Source organism: Thermophilibacter provencensis, assembly GCF_900128445.1.
In the GTDB taxonomy this organism is placed as follows: Bacteria; Actinomycetota; Coriobacteriia; order Coriobacteriales; family Atopobiaceae; genus Thermophilibacter; species Thermophilibacter provencensis.
In genome coordinates, this window is sequence record NZ_LT671417.1 from 2,294,475 (window position 1) to 2,318,658 (window position 24,184).

Annotated in this window: 14 protein-coding genes; 3 read left to right on the plus strand and 11 right to left on the minus strand. The window is 71.5% G+C overall.

The window, feature by feature from the left end; genetic code table 11:
* Positions 1 to 220 precede the first annotated feature (220 nt).
* Both BQ7391_RS10395 and BQ7391_RS10400 read left to right on the plus strand, forming a co-directional pair.
* On the plus strand, positions 221 to 1,948 hold the full coding sequence (locus tag BQ7391_RS10395) for an ABC transporter ATP-binding protein (RefSeq protein ID WP_075280545.1): 1,728 nt from the start codon (positions 221 to 223) through the stop codon (positions 1,946 to 1,948).
* On the plus strand, positions 1,945 to 3,717 hold the full coding sequence (locus BQ7391_RS10400; protein WP_075280546.1) for an ABC transporter ATP-binding protein: 1,773 nt from the start codon (positions 1,945 to 1,947) through the stop codon (positions 3,715 to 3,717). The genes BQ7391_RS10395 and BQ7391_RS10400 overlap by 4 nt, the downstream gene beginning before the upstream one ends.
* A gap of 225 nt (positions 3,718 to 3,942) precedes the next feature.
* Here the strand turns inward: BQ7391_RS10400 and BQ7391_RS10405 are convergent, their stop codons facing one another.
* Positions 3,943 to 5,325 carry a M14 family zinc carboxypeptidase gene (locus BQ7391_RS10405; protein WP_075280547.1) on the minus strand — a complete coding sequence of 461 codons (1,383 nt, stop codon included), beginning with the start codon at positions 5,323 to 5,325 and terminating at the stop codon, positions 3,943 to 3,945.
* Positions 5,326 to 5,414: 89 nt separating this feature from the next.
* On the opposite strand from BQ7391_RS10405, the gene BQ7391_RS10410 reads away from it, so the two are divergent.
* Positions 5,415 to 7,034 carry an ABC transporter substrate-binding protein gene (locus BQ7391_RS10410; protein WP_075280548.1) on the plus strand — a complete coding sequence of 540 codons (1,620 nt, stop codon included), beginning with the start codon at positions 5,415 to 5,417 and terminating at the stop codon, positions 7,032 to 7,034.
* Positions 7,035 to 7,241: 207 nt separating this feature from the next.
* Here BQ7391_RS10410 and BQ7391_RS10415 read toward each other — a convergent pair whose 3' ends face one another.
* The 10 genes from BQ7391_RS10415 to BQ7391_RS10460 all read right to left on the minus strand — a co-directional run bounded on the left by BQ7391_RS10415 (position 7,242) and on the right by BQ7391_RS10460 (position 24,146).
* Complete coding sequence (locus tag BQ7391_RS10415; RefSeq protein ID WP_075280549.1) at positions 7,242 to 7,823, minus strand: DJ-1 family glyoxalase III; 582 nt, start codon at positions 7,821 to 7,823, stop codon at positions 7,242 to 7,244.
* Positions 7,824 to 7,859: 36 nt separating this feature from the next.
* Complete coding sequence (locus tag BQ7391_RS10420) at positions 7,860 to 8,318, minus strand: PTS sugar transporter subunit IIA (RefSeq protein ID WP_075280550.1); 459 nt, start codon at positions 8,316 to 8,318, stop codon at positions 7,860 to 7,862.
* Between the two features lie 83 nt (positions 8,319 to 8,401).
* The gene (gene ruvB, locus BQ7391_RS10425; protein WP_075280986.1) at positions 8,402 to 9,457 is read right to left on the minus strand and encodes a Holliday junction branch migration DNA helicase RuvB; all 1,056 of its coding nucleotides are present in this window, start codon (positions 9,455 to 9,457) and stop codon (positions 8,402 to 8,404) included.
* Positions 9,457 to 10,089: a Holliday junction branch migration protein RuvA gene (gene ruvA, locus BQ7391_RS10430; protein ID WP_075280551.1), complete on the minus strand. Its 633-nt coding sequence runs from the start codon at positions 10,087 to 10,089 to the stop codon at positions 9,457 to 9,459. Before ruvA ends, ruvB begins: the two co-directional genes overlap by 1 nt.
* Positions 10,086 to 10,592, minus strand: a complete 507-nt coding sequence (ruvC, locus tag BQ7391_RS10435) for a crossover junction endodeoxyribonuclease RuvC (protein ID WP_075280552.1) — start codon at positions 10,590 to 10,592, stop codon at positions 10,086 to 10,088. The genes ruvA and ruvC overlap by 4 nt, the downstream gene beginning before the upstream one ends.
* A gap of 63 nt (positions 10,593 to 10,655) precedes the next feature.
* A complete protein-coding gene (locus BQ7391_RS10440) occupies positions 10,656 to 12,476 on the minus strand; it encodes a nitrilase-related carbon-nitrogen hydrolase (RefSeq protein ID WP_075280553.1) in 1,821 nt (606 codons plus the stop codon).
* A 118-nt stretch (positions 12,477 to 12,594) separates the two neighbouring features.
* Positions 12,595 to 12,975, minus strand: coding sequence for a desulfoferrodoxin (locus tag BQ7391_RS10445; RefSeq protein ID WP_075280554.1), 381 nt, complete (start codon positions 12,973 to 12,975; stop codon positions 12,595 to 12,597).
* 152 nt (positions 12,976 to 13,127) lie between these two features.
* On the minus strand, positions 13,128 to 16,958 hold the full coding sequence (dnaE, locus tag BQ7391_RS10450) for a DNA polymerase III subunit alpha (protein WP_075280555.1): 3,831 nt from the start codon (positions 16,956 to 16,958) through the stop codon (positions 13,128 to 13,130).
* Positions 16,959 to 17,331: 373 nt separating this feature from the next.
* Positions 17,332 to 20,886, minus strand: a complete 3,555-nt coding sequence (locus BQ7391_RS10455) for a UvrD-helicase domain-containing protein (RefSeq protein WP_129583961.1) — start codon at positions 20,884 to 20,886, stop codon at positions 17,332 to 17,334.
* A complete protein-coding gene (locus tag BQ7391_RS10460) occupies positions 20,883 to 24,146 on the minus strand; it encodes a PD-(D/E)XK nuclease family protein (protein WP_075280556.1) in 3,264 nt (1,087 codons plus the stop codon). Before BQ7391_RS10460 ends, BQ7391_RS10455 begins: the two co-directional genes overlap by 4 nt.
* Positions 24,147 to 24,184 lie beyond the last annotated feature (38 nt).

Here is a 24,184-nt window from a genome sequence, read left to right on the forward strand (position 1 = left end):
ATGCGTGGGCGGGGATTTCTCGTCATGGTGCGCTCGTTTCCGCGGCGGCGCATCTGATGGTTCAGCCTATATGACGCGCAAGCTCAGATGCCCGGCAGCGGCGAGCCGCGCACGACGAGGCAGTCGGGCACCGCGCCACGGACGGCGGAGGGGCCGAGAGGGGCCTCGGCCCGCGGCGCGCGCTAGAATCAAACGGTTGACCGCTCTTTCCGGAGGCCAGATGTTCAGGCTCAGACGCTACCTCGCCGGGCACTACGCCGAGTGCGTGCTCGCCCCGCTCTTCAAGATGCTCGAGGCGCTGCTCCAGCTCCTCGTCCCCCTTGTGATGGCGCAGGTGATCGACGTCGGGATAGCCACGCGCGACGTCCCCTACGTGCTCTGGCACGGCGCGCTGCTCGTGGGCATGGGCGTCTTCGCCTGGGCAATCTCGGTCACGGCGCAGTACTTCTGCTCCAAGCTGGCCTCCGCCTTCGGCACCGCCCTGCGCGACGACCTCTTCCGCCACGTGCTCAGCCTCTCGCGCGCCGACGTGGAGCGCCTGGGCAAGTCCACGCTCGTCACCCGCATCACCAACGACTCCCAGCAGGTGCAGGACGGCCTCAACATGTTCTTCAGGCTCATCCTGCGCTCGCCCTTCGTGACCTTCGGCACCGTGGTCGCGGCCTTTCTCGTGGACGGCGTCGAGGGGGCGGCGCTGCTCGCCGCCGTGATCGTCTCGGGCGCCGTCGTCATGGGCTTCATGCGCGTGACCACGAGCCGCTACCGCGAGATTCAGCGGGGCCTCGACGACGTGCTCCTGGCCACCACGGAGAACCTCGAGGGCGTGCGCGTGCTGCGCGCCTTCCGCCGCGAGGCCGCGGAGCGCGCCGCCTTCTCCGATGCGGCCGGCACCGTGCGCGACCGCCAGGTCTCCACGGGAGACGTCTCCGCCCTCGTGAACCCGCTCACCTACCTCGCCATAAACTGCGGCCTCATAGCCCTGCTGTGGTTCGGGGGCCTGCGCGTCGACGCCGGCCACCTCACGCAGGGGCAGCTCGTGGCGCTCGTGAGCTACGTGAGCCAGGCGCTCGTCGAGCTCCTCAAGCTCACGAACCTCATCGTGCTGCTCTCCAAGGCCTCAGCCTGCGCCAAGCGCGTGAACGAGGTCTTCGAGACGCGCCCCTCCATGGCCGACGGCCCGCGCGAGGCCGCGCTCCTGCCGGGCGAGCCCGCACTCGCCTTCGACGACGTGAGCTTCACCTACGCCGATGGCGCCGGGCACGCCCTCAGCCACGTGAGCTTCGCGCTGGCGCCCGGCGAGACGCTCGGGGTCATCGGCGGCACGGGATCGGGCAAGTCCACGCTCGCGAGCCTCGCCATGCGCTTCTACGACGCCACCGAGGGCGCGGTCCGCGTGGGCGGCGCCGACGTCCGCGAGCTCACGCGCGAGAGCCTCCGGCGCGAGGTCTCGCTCGTGGAGCAGGGCGCCGCGCTCTTCTCGGGAACCATCGAGTCCAACCTGCGCTGGGGCGACGCAGGCGCGGGCGAGAAGGACCTCGAGGCCGCGCTCGCCACGGCGCAGGCCGCCTCGGTCGTGGACGGCAAGGGCGGGCTTGCCGCAGATGTCGAGCAGTTCGGCCGCAACTTCTCCGGCGGGCAGCGCCAGCGCCTCGCCATCGCGCGGACCCTCGCGCGGCGCCCGGGCGTCCTCATCCTCGACGACGCCTCGTCGGCGCTCGACTTTGCCACGGACGCGGCGCTGCGCCGGGCCATCGCCCGCGACTGCGCCGGCACCGCCGTCGTGACCATCTCGCAGCGCGTGACCGCCGTGCGCCACGCCGACCAGATCCTCGTGCTCGACGGTGGGCGCCAGGTGGGGCTCGGCACCCACGAGGAGCTCCTTGAGGGCTGCCCCGTCTACCGCGAGATCTGCGAGTCCCAGCTCACCGCCGAGGAGGTGTCCCGATGAGCGAGAAGAACCCGCGCGGGGGCGTCACGCGCCCCTCGGACGGCACCGTCCGCCGCATGGCCGGCCTGTTTGCCGGGCGGCGCGGTGCGCTCGCGCTGACCGCCCTGCTCACCGTCGCCGTCGTGGTGGGCACGCTCTCGCTGCCCGTGCTCTCCGGCCGTGCGGTCGACTGCGTGGTGGGCCCGGGCGAGGTCGACTTCGCCGGCCTGCGCGCCTCGCTCGCCTGGATCGCCGGGGCGCTCGCCGCCACGGCTGCCTGCCAGTGGGCCCTCACGGCCGTGACCAACCGACTCGCCTTCGGCGCGACGCTCGACCTGCGTCGTCGCTGCTTCGACCACCTGCAGGAGCTCCCGCTCTCCTACCTCGACTCCCACGGCCACGGCGACCTGGCGAGCCGCATCGTCACGGACGCCGACATGCTCACGAACGGCCTGCTCATGGCCTTCCAGCAGCTCCCCACGGGCATCCTCACCATCGTGGTGACGCTCGTCTTCATGTTTGCGCTCAACCCCGCCATCGCCGCCGTGGTGGCGCTGCTCACCCCCGTCTCGGTCTTCACGGCGCGCTTCATCGCCACGCACAGCGCGAAGCACTTCTCGGGCCAGTCGCGCATCCGCGGCGAGCTCACCGCCTACGTGGAGGAGATGGTCGGCGGCATCTCGGCCGTCGAGACCTTCGAGACGCAGGGGGCCGTCGCCGCGCGCTTCGCCGAGACGGACGACGCCCTGGGGGAGGAGAGCTTCAAGGCGGTGTTCTTCTCGTCCCTGGTGAACCCCACGACGCGCTTCGCGAACTCCCTCGTGTACGCGGCGATCGGCATCTTCGGCGCGTTCGTGGCCATGGGCGGCGGCATCACCGTGGGCGGCCTTTCGGCCTTCCTCGGCTACGCCGACCAGTACGCCAAGCCCTTCAACGACATCTCCGGCGTCGCCACGGAGCTCCAGAACTCCGTGGCGTGCGCGCGGCGCCTCTTCGCCCTGCTCGACGAGCCCGCCGAGGCGCCCGACGCCGAGGACGCGGCCGCGCTCGCCGAGCCCCGCGGCGAGGTGCGCCTGGACCACGTGGCGTTTGGCTACGACGCCGACCGCCTGGTGCTGCGCGACGTCGACCTCGAGGTGCGCCCCGGCATGCGCATCGCCCTCGTGGGCGAGACCGGCTGCGGCAAGACCACCCTCATCAACCTCATCATGCGCTTCTACGACGTGAGCGCGGGAGCCGTGCGCGTTGACGGGCGTGACGTGCGCGAGTGGACGCGCGAGAGCCTGCGCGCCGGCTGGGGCATGGTGCTGCAGGACACGTGGGTCCGCCGCGCGACGGTGCGGGAGAACGTGAGCATGGGCCGGCCCGACGCCACGCTCGAGGAGGTCCGCGCCGCGTGCCGCGAGGCCTACGCGGACGACTTCATCATGCGCCTGCCGCAGGGCTACGACACGGTCCTCGACGGCTCGAGCGCGCTCTCGGCGGGCCAGCGACAGCTCCTGTGCATCGCCCGCGTGATCCTCGCGCGCCCGGCGATGCTCATCCTCGACGAGGCCACCTCGAACATCGACACGCGCACCGAGCTCCTGGTCCAGCGGGCCCTCGCCAACCTCATGGCGGGTCGCACGAGCTTCGTCGTGGCGCACCGCCTCTCCACCGTGCGCGACGCCGACCTCATCTGCGTCATGGCCGACGGCGTGATCGCGGAGCGCGGAACCCACGACGAGCTCCTTGCCGCCGGCGGGCGCTACCGGCACATCTACGAGTCCCAGTTCGCCCCCACGGAGTAGGCGACCTGACAAAGGTGACAGGGTCATCTGTCATGTTTTTCAGGCGTGCAAAGGGGACAGGCACTTTCGCACGGGCGCGCCCGTGCGAAAGTGCCTGTCCCCTTTGCACGCCCCTGCACGCCACAACTGGCCGAGTGACTGGTTTCGTACCAACGGAGCCCCCCATGGGGCCTCATCCGTCCAAAACCCGTCACTCACGCAGAGGGGCCGAGCGGGGTGGGCGCGTCACATGAGCCCGCGCACGTGCGCGACGGCGAGAAGGGCGCTCTCGAGCTGGGTGGCAACGAGGTCGCGGATGGGAATCGCCCGGTAGCTCGAGCGCGCCTCGAAGTCGGCGCAGGCCTCGCGCAGCCACGACTCCGCCTCCGCCCCGACCTCCGCCGCGACGACGCGCTCGGAGGAGGAGAGCCGGCGCTCGGACGCCTCCCAGTCGATCGCGGAGAGCAGCATGCCCACGTTCCTTGATCGGTAGAAGCGGCGCACGACGTCGGCGTCAAAGGCCTCGGCGACGGTCGCCTCGCGCGCGAACGCCGGGTCGTCCCGCGCCTGACGCCGCAGGGCCGCGTCGGAGGCCGCGAAGGACTCCGCGGCAAGCGCCCGGCGATACGGGTTCTTCTCGCCCAGGACGCCGCCGAGCTCCCCAATCCACCCCTCGACGAGCCTCCCGCACGCGCCGACCCAGTCGAGCCGGGCGAGAAGTACCTCGGAGAGGGTGCGCCCGCACCCCGAGCCGTCCTCGATGGCGCGGTCGTAGAAGTAGGGGATCTCGCACACGAGGCCGAAGGTGCCGTGGCGGCGCGCCGCATAGGCCGCGCTCGTCGTGCCGTGCCCCACGAGCGCGGCCGGGTCCTCGGCACCGAGGGACTCATAGTAGTCGTAGGCGTCCTCTGCCCCGAGGGCCCCCAGGACGGCGGGCGCGAGCTGTTTGGCGTAGGGCATCTCGGGCGTCGAGAGGTCGAGCGGGACGCCCCTGCGGCGAGCCGCGTCGCGGAGCGGCTCCCAGAGCGCGGGGGTGGGCTCCGTCTCGTACCAGTAGGCCCCGCCGAAGCTGCAGTTGTGAAGCGAGAGCAGAAGGTCGGGCCGCACCTCGTCGATGAGGAGCATCCCGCAGGACGCCTCGGGCGTGGGCGCATTGAACGCGAGCCGCTTGTGCCGCACGGGGAAGGTCCAGTCCGGCTGGTCGGCGAAGTCGGGGCGGAAGTAGTGGCGCGCGTAGTCGAAGAGCGTGTAGGGCCCCTTGAGCCAGCCCTCGTTGAAGGCGAGCCCGTCTATGTCCCACGCCTTGACGAGGTACCAGGTGACGCCCAGCTCCGCGGCGAGACCCGGGTCGGCGGCGAGGCGCTCCGCGAGGTAGCTCACCGCCATCACGCCCACGGGCTCGTTGGGGTGGGGCGCCCCGAGCGCCGCAGCGGCGCACTCCCCCGCCCCGACGGTGAGGCACCTGACGGGCCGGCCGCCCCGCGAGCGCCCGAGCTCCGTCACGCGCACGGCGTCGGGATGGGCTCGGGCGAGCCCGTCGGTGGCCGCCTCGAGCTCGTCCACGGTCAGAAAGCACGGGTAGTCCGGAACGCCCCGGAGAAGGTTCTCGCACGCGCTGGCAAACGACATGGCGCCTCCCGCAGACCTGATGACGTAGCGTCGCCTTATAGTTGCTACGATACGCTACATCCGCACATTAAGATACCTTGGAGGCCACCATGTCGCACCCTGACCCCACGACAGCTCCGCTCATCACCCGTCGCTGCGCGCTCGCCGGAGCGGGGGCGCTCGCGCTCGGGCTCGCCGCGTGCTCGGATGAGGGGGGAGCATCAGGCGACGCCGCCCAGGAGCGCATCTTCACCTGGGGCGTCAAGAACACCAAGGAGACGCTCGACATGCAGCACTCCACGCAGAACGGGACCATCCCGGGCGCGATCTGCGAGTGCCTCGTGTCCTTCTCGCAGGACGACGGCACCGTGTCCCCCGTCCTCCTCACCGGCCTTCCCGAGGCGAGCGAGGACGGCCTCACCTACTCCTTCGAGCTCGCGGAGGGCATCGCCTTCCACGACGGGTCCACCCTCACCGCGGAGGACGTGCGCTACACCTTCACTCGCATGTTCGTCCCCGAGCAGGCGTCCGTGTGCTCCGGCTACTACGTGATGATCGTCGGCGCCCAGGCCATGCTCGACGGCGAGGCCACCGAGCTCGAGGGATTCACCGTGGAGGACGATCGCCACTTCACCATCCGGCTCGAGTACCCCTACTCCCCCTTCGTGAGCGCGCTCACGCTCGCCTTCGCGGAGATCTTCCCCCGCGAGGCCTGCGAGGCGGCGGGGGACGACTGGGGCATCGGCACGCTCGTGGGCACGGGCCCCTACCGGCTCGTCTCCAGCACCGAGACGGGCGTCTCGCTCGAGGCCTTCCCCGACTACCACGGCGGGGCGCCGGCGCTCGACCGGCTCGAGATCGTCTACATCGACGACAACAACACCAAGATGCTCAACTACAAGGCAGGCGACGTCGACGCATGCGAGCTCGACGCGACCCTGCTCTCCCAATACCAGGGAGACGCCGAGGTGGCCGACCAGATCGTCTCCTACGAGCCGATGGGAACCTGCTTCGTCAACGTCAACCTCAACATGCCTGAGTTCTCCGACACGCGCGTGCGCGAGGCGCTCTCCCTCGCCATCAACCGCCAGGAGCTCGTTGACACCCTTCTCTCGGGAGCGGGCACGCCCGCGACGCAGTTCCTGAACCCGCGAGAGATCGGCTACGACGACTCGCGCGAGGCCTACGCCTACGACCCCGAGCGCGCCCGCGAGCTGCTCGCCGAGGCCGGGGCCGAGGGCCTCTCCTTCACCGCGATGACGCGCGCCTCCGAGCAGAACATCATGGTGGCGCTCCAGGCCTACTGGGCCGAGATCGGCGTCGACGTGAGGGTCGAGACGCTCGACAACGGCGTCTGGACGGACACGCGCGCCCAGGGCGGCATGCCCGCGACCATCGTCACCTGGCTCACCACCGTGCCGCTCGAGGGTGCCGTGCACCTCTCGTCGTGGTTCAAGACCGAGAACGCGTCCAAGAGGAGCTCCTTCTACGCCAACCCCGAGTTCGACGCCACCTGCGACGAGGCCCTCTCCGAGCTGGACGAGGACAGGCGCGCCGAGCTCGCCCAGCAGGCCGACCGCATCCTCACGCAGCAGGACTGGGGCACGATCCCGCTCTACTATCCCAAGCGCCAGATCGTCCAGAGGCCGTGGGTGTCCGGCATCGAGTTCCAGAACGCCATCATCGTGCTGAACGACGTCTCGGTGGACATGGGGCAGAAGAGCGCGTAGCGAGAAGGACCGCGGCGCCAGCGAAGGCGTGCAATGGGGACAGGCACTTTCGCACGGACCCTCCGTGCGAAAGTGCCTGTCCCCTTTGCACGGCCCCCTTTGCACACCGACTCGTTTTGAACAGACGAGGCCCCAAAAGGGGCCTCGTCTGTTCAAAAGCTGTCACTCTCCCTCGCCCGGGACGGGACGGGCCGCAGGTCGGGAGGCCTAGCGCAGGACGACGCCCTCGCGGACGCGCCCCACCGCCTCGTCCCCCAGGTAGTGGCGGACGATCTCGAGCGCGAAGAGCATGGCCGTGCCCGCGCCCTGGCTCGTGATGAGGTTGGCGTCCACGACCACCGGCTCGTCGGCGAGGAGAACGGCGCCGTGCTCGGCGAGCACGTGCTGGAAGCCGGGGTTGGAGGTGGCGCGCCGCCCCTCGAGCAGGCCGAGCTCGGCAAGGATGGACGGGGCGGCACAGATCGCGGCGAGCGGCCGGCCCGCCGCGGCGCGGGCGGCGAGCTCCTCGCAGAGGGGCGCGCACGCCCTCAGGTTCGGCGTGCCGGGGATGCCCCCGGGCAGCACGAGCATGTCGTAGTCGTCAAACGAGAAGTCCTCGTCGAAGAGCGAGCGCTTGCAGACGATCGTGACCTCATGCGATGACGTCACCGTGCGCTCGGGCGTAATCGCCACGGTGTCGCAGGGGATGCCCGCACGAAAGAGGAGGTCAACGACCGTGAGGCCCTCGATCTCCTCGAGTCCCGGCGCCACGAACACGGCCACGCGCTTCTCACTTGCCTGCTTGAACATGTCATCCTCCTCCGAGCTGCGTCGCGCGCCGCCCTACTAGTCCATCTCTATTCCCGCGTTGATGGCGTCCGCGATGGCCCGCGGGTCGTCAGTGCCGCGAATGACGGTCTTGAAGTCGTCCTTCATGAGTAGGACGGCGGTCTTGGAGAGGAGCCTGATGTGCGTGGTGCCCGCCTCCCCCTCCGGGACGAGCAGGGAGATGGCAACGTCGATGGGCTTGTCGTCGAAGCTCGGCCAGGGGATGGGGTGGTCGTTCTTCACCACGATGACCGAGGCCTCGAGAATGGCGGGCGACTTCGCGTGGGGCACGGCGAAGCCGTCGGTCATGCCCGTCTCCCCCATCGCCTCTCGGGCGAGGAAGGCGTCGCAGACCACCTCGGCGTCGCTCGCAAAGCCGAGCTCGACCGCCCGCTCCGAGATGAAGCGGAGCATGTCCTCCCGCGTGTCGATGCTCTGGCCGATGAAGACGCTCTCTGCCCTGACGAAGTCGCTCACGTGAGTCTCCTTTGTTCCCGCGGGCCCCCGAGGCCCGCCCTGTGCCCCATGATAGCGGTTGCGCGGTGGAGGCGCAGGACACGCTACCGTGCCGGAGGCTCGATCCCCAGGTGGTCGAAGGCCGCAAGCGTGGCCTGGCGGCCCTGCGGCGTTCGCACGATGAGGCCGCGCTGCAGCAGGTACGGCTCATAGACGTCCTCGAGCGTGGAGGGGTCCTCGGAGACGGCGCTCGCGACCGTGGTGAGCCCCACCGGACGGCCGCGGAAGGTGCTGCAGAGCGCGGTCAGTATGCGCACGTCCATGGTGTCGAGGCCCATGGCGTCGATCTCGAAGAACTCGAGCGCCTCTGCGGCGACCTCCCAGGTAATCGTTCCCTCGCGCTTGACCTGCGCATAGTCGCGCACGCGCTTGAGCAGGCGGTTGGCGAGGCGCGGCGTGCCGCGCGAGCGCGAGGCTATCTCGGCCGCACCCTGCTCGTCGATCTCAACGCCCAGGATGTGCGCCGAGCGGCTCACGATGACGCCGAGCTCCGCAGGGGTGTAGTAGTCGAGGCGGTACGAGATGCCAAAGCGGTCGCGCAGGGGGCCCGTGAGCAGGCCCGTGCGCGTGGTTGCGCCCACGAGCGTGAAGTGGGGGACGTCGATGCGGATGGAGCGCGCCGCCGGCCCCTTGCCGATGACGATGTCGAGGAAGAAGTCCTCCATCGCGGGATAGAGGATCTCCTCGATCTGGTGGTTGAGGCGATGTATCTCGTCCACGAAGAGGACGTCGCCCGCCTCGAGGTTGGTGAGGATGGCGGCGAGGTCCCCAGCGCGCTCGATGGCGGGGCCCGAGGTGGTGTGCATCTTGGCCCCCATCTCGTTTGCCACGATGCCCGCGAGCGTCGTCTTGCCGAGGCCCGGGGGGCCCGAGAAGATCACGTGGTCGAGCGCCTCGCCGCGGTCGCGCGCGGCCTGGATGAGCACGCGGAGGTTCTCCCGCACGCGCTCCTGGCCGATGTACTCGTCGAGCGTCCTCGGCCTGAGCGTGCGGTCCTGGTCGAGGTCGTCGGCGGTGAGCTCGCCCGTGACGTCACGCGGGCCCGCGGGGCGGGCGGGCGCGGCGCCGGCGAAGAGGTCCTTCTCGCTCGCCTCCCACATCATCGGCCACTCCCCAGGCGCCTCAGGGCGTAGGCGAGGACCTGCTCGATGGTGACGGCGCCGGCCTCCTCATGCCCCTCGAGGGCGAGCTCGGCCTCCTGGGAGGTGAAGCCCATCGAGAGCAGCGCCTCGGTCGCCTCGGCGGCGACGCCCGCGCCCGAGGCGGCCACCGGCAGCGGCGCGGCGTCGGGCTCGGAGAGGCCGACGAGCCCGCGCAGCTCGGCGCTCTTGGAGAAGACGTCGGAGAGCTCCACGATGAGGCGGCTCGCCTTCTTGCGGCCCACCCCCGGGACCTGGGCCATCCGCGCGGCGTCCTGCGTGGTCACGATCTGCGCGAGCACGGAGGGCGAGAAGGTCGAGAGCACCGAGAGGGCGAGCTTGGAGCCCACGCCCGAGATGGCGCGCAGCTGGTCGAAGAGGGCGCGCTCCTCGCGGGTGGCGAATCCGTAGAGCTCCATCGAGCCGTCGCGCACCACCATGCGCGCGAGCAGCGTCACGCCCGCCTCGCCCACGTGGGGCAGCGAGGCTGCCGTGGTCGACGAGACGCCGAGCTCGAAGCCGACGCCCCCCACGTCGAGCACGACGTGGGTCGGCAGCGCCTCGATGAGCGTGCCGGTGAGCTGGACTATCACGTGAGGACCCTCCTTGCCTCCCCAAGGCTCTTCGTTCTGACGACGTTCGCGTGGCACACGGCGGCGGCGAGCGCGTCGGCCGCATGGTCGGGGCGCGGGTCGTGGTCGAGCGCCAGGACGTTTCTCACCATGTAGATGACCTGGTGCTTGTCGGCCGCGCCGGTCCCCACGACGGCCTGCTTGATCTGCATGGGAGTGTACTCCCCCACGGCGAGCCCCGCCGTCGAGCATGCGACGATGGCGGCGCCGCGGGCCTGCGCGGTGGCGATGGCCGACTTGGTGTTCTCGCCGAAGTAGACGCTCTCGATGGCGAGCTCGGTGGGGCCGTAGCGGTCTATGACCCCTCTCAGCTCCGAGTAGATCCTGCCCAGACGCAGGTCGATCGGCTCGGAGGCGCGCGTCGTCACGCAGCCGTACGCCCGCGCCCGACAGGTGGCTCCCCTGGTCTCAACGACGCCCCAGCCCGTGTGCGCGAGCCCCGGGTCGATGCCGAGTACGACCATCTGCCTCCTCCCATGATGCGAACGTTCGTTCTATCATAGCACGGGAGGCCCCTCTCGCAAGCCTCAGTTTTCCGAGAAGGGGCCATCCCAGAGCGGGTGCGGCCCCTCCCCCGGAGCGCCATGCCGCCCGCCAGGCTCCCCCGTTGGCTGCCCGAGGGGCGAGAGCCCGCCCCCTTGGGAGAAGTCGCGCAGGTAGCCGAGAAGGTCGCGGACGTCACGCTCGTGCCCCTCCCCCGTCGGCGAGGAGGCCCGGGGAGCGGCGGGCGCCTCGGCGCCCCCCTCCTCGGCCTCGCGGAGTCGCTCGAGGGCCTCGGCGGCCCGGCCCATCGCCCGCTCGTCATCCGCCCGCACCCGGTCTCGCCAGGCGAGCCCGCGGGGCGAGCGCGCCTCTGCGAGCGTCTTCGAGGAGAGCTCCAGGACGAGCCCGCGCGTGACCCGCGCGGAGTCGAGGTCGCGCAGGCGCCCGACGATGGCGTTGACGACCTCCTCGTGCCCGCGCTCCGACACGATGTCCGAGACGGGAAGCTCCCACTCGACGTAGCTCGAGAGCACGAGGTCGACGAAGCCGAGGCGCGCCTCTGGCGTGGGATGGGAGCGCTCGAGCCCCGAGAGGGGGAGCTCCGGCCGGGGAACGGCCGCGTCGGCGGGGATCACGGGAGAGATGGTGTTGCGCAGGTGGGCGAGGGCCACGACGTCCGACCGGTAGAGGTCGCCGATCGGCTGGAGGCGCGCCGCGCTCGCGCGGGCGCGGCCGTCGAGCGCGAGCGCGGTCTTGTCGTCGGACCCCAGCGGAACCGCGCCCGTGCGCCGGGCGAGGGCGGCGAGGCGCGCCTCGGCGAGGTCGCGCGAGAGCTCCTCGTCCGCCCCGTCAGCCGGCGCGAGCCGCTCGACGCGCTCGTCAGGAAGGCGCAGCGCGCGGACGAGCGCCTCCGCCACCGCATCGCGCCGCGCGTCGCCCGTGAGCCGCACGAGCGCGCGGACGCGGAGGGGCCCGAGCGCGTCGGTCGCGAGCGTGGCTACGAGCTGGGACCCGATCTGGTCGTCCACCAGAACGCATGCGCCGGCCCCGCCGCCGCACTCCTCGGCGAGGCCCGCCGTGAGCGCCCCCCACGTCATGAGCGGCGCGTCATAGACCTCGGGCGCGAGGGGCTCGGCGAGGGGACCCTCCGCGGAGGGGTCCACGTCGCACACGATCAGCGCCTCCTCGAAGCTCGGCGCCTGGGCGGCGAGCTCGCCCCACGGCGCGAGCACGAAGCTCGACCCGCAGAAGACCTGCCCGTCATAGCACCCCACGCCCCCGACGCCCACGACCCAGGCCCCGGTCGCCTCGGCGTCGGCGGGGTAGCGCCCCTCGGAAATCGAGCTGCCGAGCGCGCTCGAGACGTCGTCTGCCGCGAAGCCGTAGCCGGAGAGAAAGAGGATGACGTCGACGTCGTACTCGAACTCGTCGTACTCGTCGAGGTCCTCGTAGGTGAAGGCAATGCCGATCCGGGCGCCCGCGAACTCGAGCTCCGGCAGGGCGTGCACGTCCCCCTCCTCGGACGCCGCGGCCTCGAGGTACGACGTCAGGCGCACCGGCACGACCCTCCCCGACGTGACGAGCATCGCCTCGGGCATCGCGACCCCGTCGAAGTCCGTGAGCACGGGGACGAGGCACGGGCAGGCGAGCTCGTCGGCCAGGTCGAGGAGGCACTCGGCCAGGTCGAGGAGGAACCCCTCTCGGTCCACGTAGGGCACGGGCGAGGCGCCGCAGAGCGCGGTCGCGGGAAAGACGAGAAGGTCGACGTTCTTCTCGGCCGCCGAGCGCGACTGCTCGGCCATGCGCCTCGACGTCTCCTCGAAGTCGCCCGCGCGGGTCCCCATCTGCGCAATCGCAATCCTCATGTCCGCCCCCGTCCTCTCGTCCCCGCTTCCATCCGATTGTGCCACAGCGCGGCCCCTCCATGCGAAGGGCCCCGGTTCCCCGGGGCCCTGAGTCGCCGCGCGGATGCCGAGCGATGCGCTAGAGCTCGGACTTCCAGAGGCCGTGGAGGTTGCAGTACGCGTAGACGGTGCCGCCCTCGGAGCAGCAGGCGCCGAACGTTGCCTTGGGCTCGTCGCCCGGCTTCAGGTGCTTGAGGCAGAGCTTGCCGTCGGTGGCGAGCGCGACCCACTCGATGTAGTGCTCCTCGGCCATGGGGTGGGCGACCTCGCCGACGGTCACGACGATGTGGTTTCCGTCCTTGACGGCCACGGGGACGTGCTTCTCTGTGGCGGCGTCGGTGGAGCCGGCGACGAGCAGCTCCATGGGCTCGCCGCAGCAGCTCGGGGTCACGCCCCCGTCCTTGACGACGGCCACGATGTTGCCGCAGTGGTTGCAGCGATAGAACTTGACCTCAGCCATGGTGGGTCCTCTCTCTGGGATCGGGCGACGCCCTCTGCATCGCCTTTTCCCATTGATACCCAACAGACTGCATTTTTAGCCACGGCTCGGGCGAACGGCCGTGCAGGGGCGTGCAAAAGTGACTGTCCCCCTCGCACGCCCCTCGCGCGGCGCTACGCCACCTTGACGTGGCCCTGGCGACCCACGAGGTCGACCATCTCGGCGAGAAGGACCATGTTGCGCGCGTCGATGCGCGCGGGGAGCTCCATGCGCATGATGTCGCCCGTGCTCGACTCGACGCGCATCTCAACGCGGTCGAGGCCGGGGTAGCGCCCGAGGATGGAGCAGAGGCTGTCCATATAGGGCCGCGTGAGCAGCCCGGCGGGAATGTTCACCTCGAGCACCTTGGGGCGGTTGCTCCGCTCGTCCAGGACCAGGGGCTCGACGTTCATGCAGATGACCTGGTTTCCGCGGTCGCCGCGCTCGAGCTTTCCCTCGACCTTCACGAAGACGTCGCCCTGGGTCTCGCCCGTCTCCTCGTCGACCTGGCCCACGAGGGCGCCGGCGCACTTCTTGTAAAGCTTGGGGAAGACCACGAGCGTGACCTCGCCCTCCATGTCCTCGAGGGTGACGATGGCCATGGAGTCGCCGTTCTTGGTGGTCTTCTTCTGCACGGCGTTGACCATGCCCGCGAGGCGGATGACCTTGCCCTCGGGCACGCGGAAGCGCTCGTGCACGCCGCCCGAGGGGTCCGTGTACTCCTCAGCCACCTCGATGTCCGCGATCGTGTAGTCGCGGTTCTTGGCCAGCGCGTACTCGTACGGGCGCAGGGGGTGGTCGGAGACGTAGAGGCCGAGGACCTCGTGCTCCTTGGCCAGCTTGACCGAGCGGTCCCACTCCACGCCGTCAGGCTCGGGCACGGTGTTCTCGAAGCCGGACCCCTCCACGTCGCCGAAGAGGTCGAACATCGAGAACTGCCCCGCGGCGCGCGTCTTCTGCCGCTTGGCGGCGGCGTCGATGATGTTCTCGGGGTTCGTCTTGTCAACGAAGCGCATGAGCTGCATGCGGGTGTATCCGGTGGAGTCGAAGGCGCCCGAGCAGATGAGCGCCTCCACCACGCGGCGGTTGGCCTGGCCGGTGTCCATGCGGTCCACGAAGTCGTGGAGGGTGGCGAAGGACCCGTTCTTCTCGCGCTCCGCCATGATGGCCTCGCCCACGCCCTCGCCCACGCCGCGGATGCCCGCGAAGCCGAAGCGCACGCCCTCGGGGACGGCGGTGAAGTCGCGGCCGGACTCGTTGATGTCCGGCGGCAGGATGGCCACGCCCTCGTGGCGATAGGCCGTGACGTAGTGGACGATCTTGTCGGTCTTCCCCATGTAGGACGTGAGGACCGAGGCCATGTACTCGCGCGGGTAGTGCGCCTTGAGCCAGGCCGTCTGCATGACGAGGATGGCGTAGCCCGCGGAGTGCGACTTGTTGAACGCGTAGGACGCGAACTCGAGGACGTCGTCCCAGATCTTCTGGGCGATCTCCTTCTTGTAGCCGTTCTTGACGGCGCCGTTCATCCAGTGGTCGTAGGTGGTCTCGTCCTTGCCGTCGTCCCAGTGGAAGACCGTGGAGGTGAGGAGCTTGATCTTCTTCTTGGCCACGGGCTTTCTGATGCGGCTGTCCGACTCGCCGGCCGAGAATCCCGACATCTTCATCGAGATCTTCATGACCTGCTCCTGGTAGACCATGGTGCCGTAGGTCTCGCCCAGGATGTCGTCGAGGCGCGGGTCGTAGGAGACGGCCTCCTCGCGGCCGTTCATGCGGTTGATGTAGCTCGTGACCATGCCGGCGCCCAAGGGACCCGGGCGGTAGAGCGCGATGAGGGCGACGACCTGCTTGTACTCGGTGGGGCGCATGTTCTTGATCGTGGACGTCATGCCGGCGGACTCGATCTGGAAGACGCCCGCCGTGCGGCCCTCGCGCATGAGCCGGTAGATCTCGGGGTCATCGAAGGGGATCTCGTCGACGTTGATGTCGATGCCGTGGTTGGCCTTGATGTTGGCGAGGGCCTTGGAGATGACCGTGAGCGTGCGCAGGCCCAGGAAGTCCATCTTGAGCAGGCCCATGTCCGCGACCGAGTGGCCCTCGTACTGGGTGATCTCCACGCCGCCCTTGGTGTCCACCTTGGTGGGCACGTGGTCGTTCACCGGCGTGGGGGCGATGAGGACGGCGCAGGCGTGGACGCCCTCGCCGCGGTGCATGCCCTCGATCGAGAGCGCCGCGTCGATGATGGAGCGCGAGTCGGCGTCGTTCTTGTACGCGTCCTCGAAGTCCGGGGAGTACTGGTCGGGCGTCTTCTCCGACTTGTGGAGGGCGTGGTCGAGCGTGAGCTTGGGGTCGTTGGCGAGCATCTTCGAGAGCTTCTGGCCCTGCCACACGGGGAAGCCCAGCACGCGCGCGGCGTCGTTGATGGCCTGCTTGGCCTTGATCGTGGAGTAGGTGATGACGTGGCAGACGCGCTCGGGGCCGTAGAGCTGGCGGACGTGCTCCACGACCTCGAGGCGGCGCTCATCGTCGAAGTCCATGTCGATATCGGGCATCTCGGAGCGCTGCGGGGAGAGGAAGCGCTCGAACATGAGGCCGTTGTCGAGCGGGTCGAAGGTGGTGATGTCCATCGCGTAGGCCACGATGGCGCCGGCGGCGGACCCTCGGCCCGGGCCTACGCCGATGCCGTTGCGCTTTGCCCAGCGCACGTACTCCTGGACGATCAGGAAGTAGTCGGCGAAGCCCTTCTCGCAGATGACCTTGTACTCGTACTCGAAGCGCTCGCGGACGTTCTCGCCGCCGATCTCGAGCTCGCGCCAGTTCTCGCCGTAGCGCTTGGCCAGCCCCGTCTCGCACTCCTTCCGGAACCGCTCCTCCGAGGTCTCGCCGGGGTCGAGGTCCGGGAACTTGGGCAGGTACATGTGCGACCAGTCGAGCTCAAAGCTGCACTTCTCGGCCACCTCGAGCGTGTTGTCAATCACCTCGGGGGCCCACGAGAAGAGCTCGCGCATCTCCGCCTCGCTCTTGAGATAGAACTCGGTGCCGGTCATGCGCTTGCGGTTCTCGTCGTCGAGCTTCGAGGCGGTGCCGATGCAGGAGAGGACGTCCTGCGTTGGCGCGTCCTCGCGGGTGAGGTAGTGGTTGTCGTTGGTGGCGACCACCTTGATGCCGAGCTCGTGGCCGAGCCTCAGGATCTGCTCGGAGAGCGTGCGGTCCGTGAAGCCGCCCCAGTTGGGGTCGGCCAGGCCGTGGTCCTGCACCTCGAGGTAGAAGTCCTCCCCGAAGATCTCCCTGTAGGCGAGCGCCCAGCGCTTGGCCTCGTCGGGACGGCCCTGGAAGTACATGCGCGGGATGATGCCCGAGACGCAGGCCGAGGTGCAGATGATGCCCTCGTGGTAGCGGCGCAGCATGTCGAGGGTTGTGCGCGGGTAGTAGTAGAACATGTCGCCGGAGGCCGCCTCGCTCATCATCTTCATGAGGTTGACGTAGCCGGTCTCGTTCTTGGCGAGCAGGATCAGGTGGTAGCGGTGCTGCTTGGTGCCCTTCTCGATGCAGTCGTCCGTTATGAAGTACGCCTCGCAGCCAAAGATCGGCTTGATGAGCAGGCTCGGGCGGTTGGCGCGCACGGCGTCGAGGTCGTGGGTCTCGTTCCAGATCTTGACGTCCGCGGCCCACTGGGCGTGGACGCGGTCGTGCGGCTTGGCGTCCGCGGCGTCCGGCTCGGGCTCCTCGAGCTCCCACCCCTTCTGGAAGCACTCCACGTCGTGGCGCCACTGCCCCATGTCCTTCTGGGCGTCGTTGTACTTGCGGCACTCGAGGTCGAAGTCCGGGATGCCGAACATGTAGCCGTGGTCCGTGAGCGCGAGCGCGGGCATCTCGAGGTCGACGGCGCGCTTGACCATGTCCGAGACGCGCGTCGCGGCGTCAAGGATCGAGAAGTCGGAGTGGTTGTGCAGGTGAACGAATGCCATGCGTGGTCCCGTCAGCTGTGCGTCAGTCATGTGTCACCTAGTCTAGCCGATGGCCCGGACGCAAGGCGCCGGGGCCGTGGGCACCCGACCTGCGACGAGTCGCGTTTCCGCAGGTGACAACCACAGGAATTCTTCATGGCGGCTGGCGAGAAGGACGTGCGGGACCGAGGCGACGCTTCCGGCCGACGGGGCGTCGCCAAGCCTCCGCGCAGTCCCTATGCGGGGGCGAGGCGACATCCCTGCGGCGCGCGAGAGGACGGCGTCACACCGCCCGGCCCATGCCGAGAAGAACGCGCGCAGGCAGCTGTGCAGGTGCGTGCCCCGGCTCGGGTGGGAGCGCCCTTCTCGTCATGGCCGTCCGCGGCATCGCGCCTCACCCCTCCCGAAAGGAAGTGCCGCCTCTCCCCCCGCCGAACTCGTAGCGGGCCACGAGGGGCTCGCCGGGGCTGGCCGGGTCGTCGCGCTCCACGCAGACGAAGGCGCACGTCACCCGCTCGAAGCCCTCGCGGAGCAGGACCCCCGCGTAGAACTCCGCCTGCATGGCGTGACGCTCGCGCACCTCGTCGGGCGAGAGGCCGGCGTCGCCGGTCTTGTAGTCGACCACGAGCGCGCGCCGTCCCGCCGCGTCCGTGCAGAGAAGGTCGATGGCCCCCTCGAGGTGGTCCCCGTAGTCGGACTCCACCCGCTGGAAGAACGGGACCTCGGCGCGCGTGAGCGGCCACGAGAGCGCCTCGGCGCGAATCCTCGACCCCTCCCAGCGCGTAAGCGAGGCGCGCAGGCGTCCCTCAGCGCGCGGGGACAGGTTCCAGCGGCGGACCTGCGCGGCGACGCGGGCGTCATCGGCGGCGCGCCCGGACTCGACCATGGCCTGGGCGAGCTCGTGGAAGGCGGAGCCCAGGTTGGTCGCCCGGTCGGCGTCCTCGGCCGCGGGGGCGCCCGCGGCCTCGGCCTCGCGCTCCTCGCGGGTGGGGAGCGCCCGGGGGGCGGGGCCGGCGTCGAGCAGGGCGCGCACGCTCGAGTAGCTGAAGACGCCCTCGCGGGCGCGCCAGGTCCCGGGCGCGCCGGGATGCGCGGCGAGGTCCCGCTCGTAGAGGTCGAAGGCGTCGGGGTTGTCGGACACCGGGCGCGCCGCGGCGTCGACCCCCAGGCGGGCGAGCGCGGCGGCGTCGGCCGGCAGCTCGCCGTCGAAGCCGGGAAGCGTCCCGGCCGAGTCCGCGACGACAGGCGCCCCCGCGCCGCTCCCCTGGCTCTCCACCGTGACGCAGCGCAGGCGAGCCGGCGCGGAGCCGCCGTAGTCGAGTTCCCGGACGCCCGGGGCGGGGTCCCAGTCGCCGCCCGAGAGCGCGCGGAGCGTGGCGGCGGCGAGCGCCGAGGAGACGCCTCCTTTGCCCGACGCCGCGGAGACGCCCACCACGAGCGCCTCGCGGGCGCGGGTGAGGGCCACGTAGAGGAGCCTCGCGCGCTCCTGCGCCTCGGCGGCATCGTCCGCCGCACGCAGGGCGAGGTAGCGGGCGGCGAGCGGCAGGCCCCGCGAGCGGTCCGCGCTCTCCTCGAGCTCCTCGGGGTCGACGTCCGCGAGCCTGGGCGCCTCGGCCGGGCGGAGCACGAAGACGCGCCCGCCCCCGGCCGCGGGCCCCGAGGCGACCTGCGCGTCGCCGCGCGGGTTGCCCCAGCACTCCGCCACGGCGCACACCCCGAACTCGAGACCCTTCGAGGCGTGCACCGTCATGACGCGCACGGTGCCCTCGCCCGCTTCCCCCTCGCCGCCCGCGAGCGAGGCGGGCGGGACCTTGGACGACGCGAGCCAGAGGTCGAACTCCGTCGCGGCGCGCGCCGCGCCGAGACCGAGCTCGACGGTGAGGTCGCGCACGTAGCGCACCGCGGCCAGGACGTTGGCGGCTCGGGCGAGCCCCTCGGCCCCGCCCGCCTCGAGGCGCGCGAGCCAGCCCGAGTCGCGCACCACGTCGGCGACGACGTCGGCCACGGGCCGGCGACGCACGTCATCGAGGGCGCGGGCGAGGACCTCGTGGGCGAGCTCCAGGCGGCCCGAGGGGGCCGCGTCGCGATAGAACGTCATGTCGGCGAGGCCCCGGTCAATCGTGCGCTTGGTGGGGGCGTCGAGCTTGACCTGGGGGCGCGTCCCCAGCTCGCAGAAGTCGTTGGCGTCGAGACCGAACATCTCGCTCGCGAGGAGGGGGAAGAGGCCCGACTGGGTGTCCGCGGGGTTGGCGAGGGCATGGAGCAGCGCTCGCACCACCTTGACCTCGTCGGTGGAGGTGAAGGTGGAGCCGCCCGTGACCACGCACTCCATCCCCCGCGCGCGGATGGCATCGATGTAGGCGTCCGCGTGCGTGGTGACCCCGAGGAGCAGCGCCATGTCACCGGGACGCTCGCCCGCGTCGCGGTACCGCGCGAGGGCGTCCGCCACCTGCGCCGCCATCGCGGCCGTCTGATGGCGGGTCGCCCTGCCCGACCGGCCCTGCCCCGCGCAGACCTCGATGTCAATGCGCGGCAGGTCGCGGGCGCGATAGCGGTCCTTGCGCGTGGGGCTTGCGTCGAGGTGCATGAAGTCGGGCATGACCCCCCGTCCCGCCGCGCCGCCGGCGCACACGCGCTCCACGAGCGCGAGCACGTCCGCGTGGCTGCGGTAGTTGGTGTCGAGCCTGACCGAGTTCCTCTCGTCCACCTGGGCGCCGCGCCCGCGGAAGACGCCCACGTCCGCGCCGCGGAAGCGGTAGATCGACTGCTGGGCGTCGCCCACCGTGCAGAGGTGGCGGGCGTCGTTGCCCGAGAGGAGGCCTATGAGCTCGAGCTGCATCTCATCGGTGTCCTGAAACTCGTCCACCATCACGAGCCTGAAGCGCCCCGCGTACGCGCGGCGCACCTCCTCGTGGTCGCGCACGGCGAGAAGGGCGAGGCGCACGAGGTCGTCGTTGTCCAGACAGGCCTGGTCGAGCTTGAGCTCGTCATAGCGGGCGCGAACCCTGCGGGCGAGCTCGAGCAGGCCTTCCGCGAGCGGGGCCACCCGCGCGAACTCGGCCTCGGCGCGGGCGAGCGCGAGCGCGGACTTGGCCGCGGCCACCTCGGACTTGATCGCGCCGCGCGCCTGCGGCAGGGAGACCTCGCGAAGCGCCGCGGAGACGGCCTCCGGGGTGAGCTCCGCGGGGGACGCCCCCTCCAGACGGCGCAGCGCCTCGAGGGAGGGCCCCACCTTCGCGGCTGCCGCGGGGGTGAGCCGCAGGGCGCCGAGCTCCTCGACGCGCATGGCCAGGTCGCGGACCGCATCGGAGACCGCGCCGGGGTCGCGGGGCGCCGGCACGAGGTCGTCGAGCCCGCCCGGAAGCGAACCGCCCTCCCGCACGAGGCGCTCGACGAGGCCCATCGCCCCCGTGTAGCCGCTCTGCGGAGCGTAGGCGCCGAGCTCGAACTCCGCAAAGACGGGCGCGAGGGCCGCCTCGGAGCGCGCGGCGCGCATGACGTCATCCATGGCCCGGTCGAAGAGCGCCGCCTGCCGGGAGTCGGCGATGACCGAGAAGGACGGGTCGAGCCCGAGGTCGAGCGCGTGGCGGGAGAGTATGCGCCGGCACATGCCGTGAATCGTTGAGATCCAGGCCTCGTCCACGGCGAGCGCGGCCTCCCCCATGCCCGCGCGGCGCAGCGTGGAGCGCACGCGCTCCTTGATCTCGCGCGCGGCGGCCTCGGTGAAGGTGATTACGAGCACCTGCTCGAGCCCGTCGAGGAAGGGGGCTCCCCCCTCGCCCGAGCCCGGCGAGAGCGCCCAGGCGACGCGCTGCGTGAGCGTGAAGGTCTTGCCCGAGCCCGCGCCCGCCTCCACGAAGAGCGGCTCGTCAAGGGTCTCGGCGATCTTTCGCTGGCGGTCGTTCAGGCAGGAGAGGTCGATCGACGGCGTCAGGTCCTTCTCGCTCACTTCCCGAGCCTCCTCTCGCAGTTGAGCACCGGGCAGAAGAGGCACGCGTCCGCATCGACCGGCGCCGCCTCGATGTCCCCCGCGAGCATGCGGGAGATCGACGCCGCGACGGCCTCCTCGCAGGAGTCGAGCAGGGCCTCCATGCCGCCCTCCCCCGCCCGGCCGAAGCCCTCCGCCCGCGGGACGCAGATCCGCTCGAGGCGCGAGGCCGAGGGCGGGCGGCCCCCGAAGACGTTGTCCGCGAGGTTCTCGTCCACGGCGCCGGCGAGCGCGTGGCGCCCCTTGGTGCAGAGGTAGACCGCGGCGCGCACGGTGAGGTCGGGGAAGGCGCGCCGCACCACCTGACCGTAGATGAGCGACTGGACGCGGCGGGGGAGCGCCGACGCCCCGGGCGCGGGGCCGCCCTTGGGAAAGACGTCGTACTCCCGCGCGAAGCCCGCGTCGGACTTGTGCTTGTAGTCGATCACCACCGCCTGGCCGTGGGCGTCCACGTCAACGCGGTCGATGGTGCCGGTGAGGCGCACCCCGGCGTACTCCACCTCCGCGCCGCCGCGGCCGAACCCCCATTCAAAGAGACGCGGCTCGAAGCCCTCAAAGAGGCCCGCCTCGTAGTCGAGCAGCGTCGCGAGGTCGCGCCTGAGGGCCCGCAGCTGCCCGGCCTGCTGCGCGCTGTGGGCGACGAGCGCCTGCGGCAGCGGGCGGGGCCGCTTGCGTCCCATAAGCTGGTACTGGTGGGAGAGGTGCGCGTCGAACTCCTCCTCGAGGACGGCGCGGGCGCGCTCGAGCTCCTCGGGCGAGCGCGGGGCCGACCCGGGGACGCGCTCGGCGGGCGCCCCCTGCGAGAGGGCGACGAGCTCCTCGACGCGCGCGCGGTACTCGTCCGACTGCGTGGCGTCCGGGGACGCCGCGCGCAGGTCCTCGAGCACGTGCGCGCCCAGCCGGCGCTCGAGCGCCCGGGCCAGCAGGTCGCGGCGGGTGACCTCGAGGACGCGGTGCGCGAAGGTGCCCATCTCGGCCCCGGTGAAGCCGGCGTCGGCGTCACGCAGGCGGAGGCGACGCAGGCTGAACCACTTGTAGGGGCACTCGAGGTAGGTCTCTATCTGGGAGGCGGAGAGGAGCGGGCGGGCGTCCTCGGCGGGGATCCCCTCGGGAGGGGGCGAGACGAGCGGGCGGCACGCGTCGTCGATGCGGCCCGCGGGCGCGGGCGTCTCGGAGCCCATGCGGGCGGGGGCGCGCCCGGTAGTCGCGGCGTTCTCCCCCACGGGCGTCTCCGACCCCGAGGCCACGGACGAGGCGCCCAGAGCCGCTCGCAGGTCCTCCGCGCCCGCGTCCGCCGCGAGGCCGTAGCACGCGAGGAGCTCCGTCAGCATGACGGACGGGTACGCGGGGCGCCCGTCGGCGCCGAAGAGCGGCCGCTCGAGCGCCACGCGGCGGCGCGCGGAGCGCAGGGTCGCGAGGAAGGCGTCGCGCGCGGCGCGCAGGGCGTCCGAGCGCCGCTCGACCCCATAGGCCTCGAGCAGCGCCGAGGCCACGTCGTCGGCGACGGGAACCGCGGACTCCGTGGAGGTCTGGCCGAGGAGGACCAGCGCGTCGACGGAGCCGGGCGCGAGCGACGCCGCGGCGGACGGGGACATGACCCGCGCCGCGCACGACGCTCCCGGGACCGCGCGCTCGAGGCGCATCGCGGCGGGCTGGGCCTCGAGCGCGGCCTCGGCGACGGAGACGAGCTCCGCGAGGGGAACGGCGCCCGGCTCTGAGGGGTCGGCGGTGAGCCCAAGCTCCTTCAGGCACTTGGCCACGCCCAGAACGGCCGAGAGCACTGCCGACGCCTCGGGTGCCAGGGGCGAGGCAGCGTCCTCCCCCTGCACGTACGACGAGAGGAGCTTGGACGCCGCCGATCCGAGCCTGCCGCGCATGAGCTCGCGCGTGGCGGCGGCGACCTGCGGCGAGACGTCCCGCTCCGACGAGAGCTGGTCGAGCAGCGCGGCGGGCGCGAGCAGGCGGTTCGAGCGCCAGGAGGCGTCCAGCGCCCGGGCGCGGGCGACGTCGACGTGGGAGATCTCCGAGAGGAGGAAGTCAGAGAGCTCGCGCGGCGGCCACCAGGACATGTCGGCGAGCGCCACGCGCACGCCCCCCTCGACCGGCGTGGGCGCGGGCCAGGAGACTGCGAGCTCGGAGAGGCGCGCGACCGAGCGGACGAGCTCGAGGTAGGCACGGCAGCACTCGGTCCCGCCAACGGGAACGGAGAGCTGGGCCCGCACCGAGACCCCCCGCGCGCAGAGGCGGCCCGAGAGGTCGCGCCACGCCGCGGCCGGGTCGGGCGCCACGACGACCACCTCGGACGCCCCCTCCCGCGCGAGGCGCTCGACCTCGCGGGCAACGAGCTCGGCGCGCGCCGACGGGCCGGCGGGCAGCAGCACGCACACGGCGCCCTCCGGGCGGCACGGGCCCGCATCGGCCCGGAAGAGCGATGCGAGAAGGGCCTGGAGCTCCCCCTCGCGCGCGACCGGCTCGGCCGCGGCAGGCGCGCGGGACTCGGAGACGTCGGCGCCGCGCCCCACTGCGAGGCGGGCGAGCTCGCCGGCGAGCGCCTCGCGCCCGGCGAGCGCCGGGGTCGTGGCCCACTGGGACACGAGCGTCACCGTACCTCGGGCCGCGAGCCCGACGACAAGCTCGCGCACGGCGCGGGACATCTCGGCGAACCCGGCAACGACCACGGGGGGCACTGCGGCGGCCTCGTCATGGAGCAGGTCGGCGAGGCCCGCCATGACCTCGCACTCCTCGACGAGGCCCGCGGCGGCGAGCTCCGACCGGTAGTCCCCGAGAAGGCCCACGAGCGCGCGCTCTGACGCGCTCACGCCCCCCGCGGCGCCGGCGTCGAGCATCCAGGGGAGGCCGCGCCGCGCGAGGCGCGCGAGGAGCGCGGACGTGCCCGGGGACGGGCGCGGCGAGCCGGCCGGCCGATCAGCCGCTCCGGCCAGGACGCGCGAGCAGAGGACCTCGCGCGAGGCGGCGTCGACGACGCGTCGGCCGTCCCCCCAGACCTCCCATCGCTCCTGGGCCCAGGCGGAGGGGGTGGTGACGGTGACGCCGAGGGCAAGCCCGCGCGCCGCGAGCGAGCGCTGCGCGTCGAGCGCCTGGGCGAAGCTCGGGACGAGCAGCGCCACGCGCCCGCACCCCTCGAGCCCCTCTCTCAGCGCCCGCTCGACGGCGGCGCCGGCAAGGGCCTCCTCGGTTGTTCTCACGACATGCAGCGACATGCGATCCTCACGACGCGACGGTTCTTCTCGCCTGAAAT

Excerpts from the sequence above, each read along its gene's own strand:
- BQ7391_RS10395 (WP_075280545.1), top strand. The coding sequence starts at position 221 with ATGTTCAGGCTCAGACGCTACCTCGCCGGGCACTACGCCGAGTGCGTG.
- BQ7391_RS10400 (WP_075280546.1), top strand. The coding sequence starts at position 1,945 with ATGAGCGAGAAGAACCCGCGCGGGGGCGTCACGCGCCCCTCGGACGGC.
- BQ7391_RS10405 (WP_075280547.1), bottom strand. The coding sequence starts at position 5,325 with ATGTCGTTTGCCAGCGCGTGCGAGAACCTTCTCCGGGGCGTTCCGGAC.
- BQ7391_RS10410 (WP_075280548.1), top strand. The coding sequence starts at position 5,415 with ATGTCGCACCCTGACCCCACGACAGCTCCGCTCATCACCCGTCGCTGC.
- BQ7391_RS10415 (WP_075280549.1), bottom strand. The coding sequence starts at position 7,823 with ATGTTCAAGCAGGCAAGTGAGAAGCGCGTGGCCGTGTTCGTGGCGCCG.
- ruvB (WP_075280986.1), bottom strand. The coding sequence starts at position 9,457 with ATGTGGGAGGCGAGCGAGAAGGACCTCTTCGCCGGCGCCGCGCCCGCC.
- ruvC (WP_075280552.1), bottom strand. The coding sequence starts at position 10,592 with ATGGTCGTACTCGGCATCGACCCGGGGCTCGCGCACACGGGCTGGGGC.
- BQ7391_RS10440 (WP_075280553.1), bottom strand. The coding sequence starts at position 12,476 with ATGAGGATTGCGATTGCGCAGATGGGGACCCGCGCGGGCGACTTCGAG.
- BQ7391_RS10445 (WP_075280554.1), bottom strand. The coding sequence starts at position 12,975 with ATGGCTGAGGTCAAGTTCTATCGCTGCAACCACTGCGGCAACATCGTG.
- dnaE (WP_075280555.1), bottom strand. The coding sequence starts at position 16,958 with ATGGCATTCGTTCACCTGCACAACCACTCCGACTTCTCGATCCTTGAC.
- BQ7391_RS10460 (WP_075280556.1), bottom strand. The coding sequence starts at position 24,146 with ATGTCGCTGCATGTCGTGAGAACAACCGAGGAGGCCCTTGCCGGCGCC.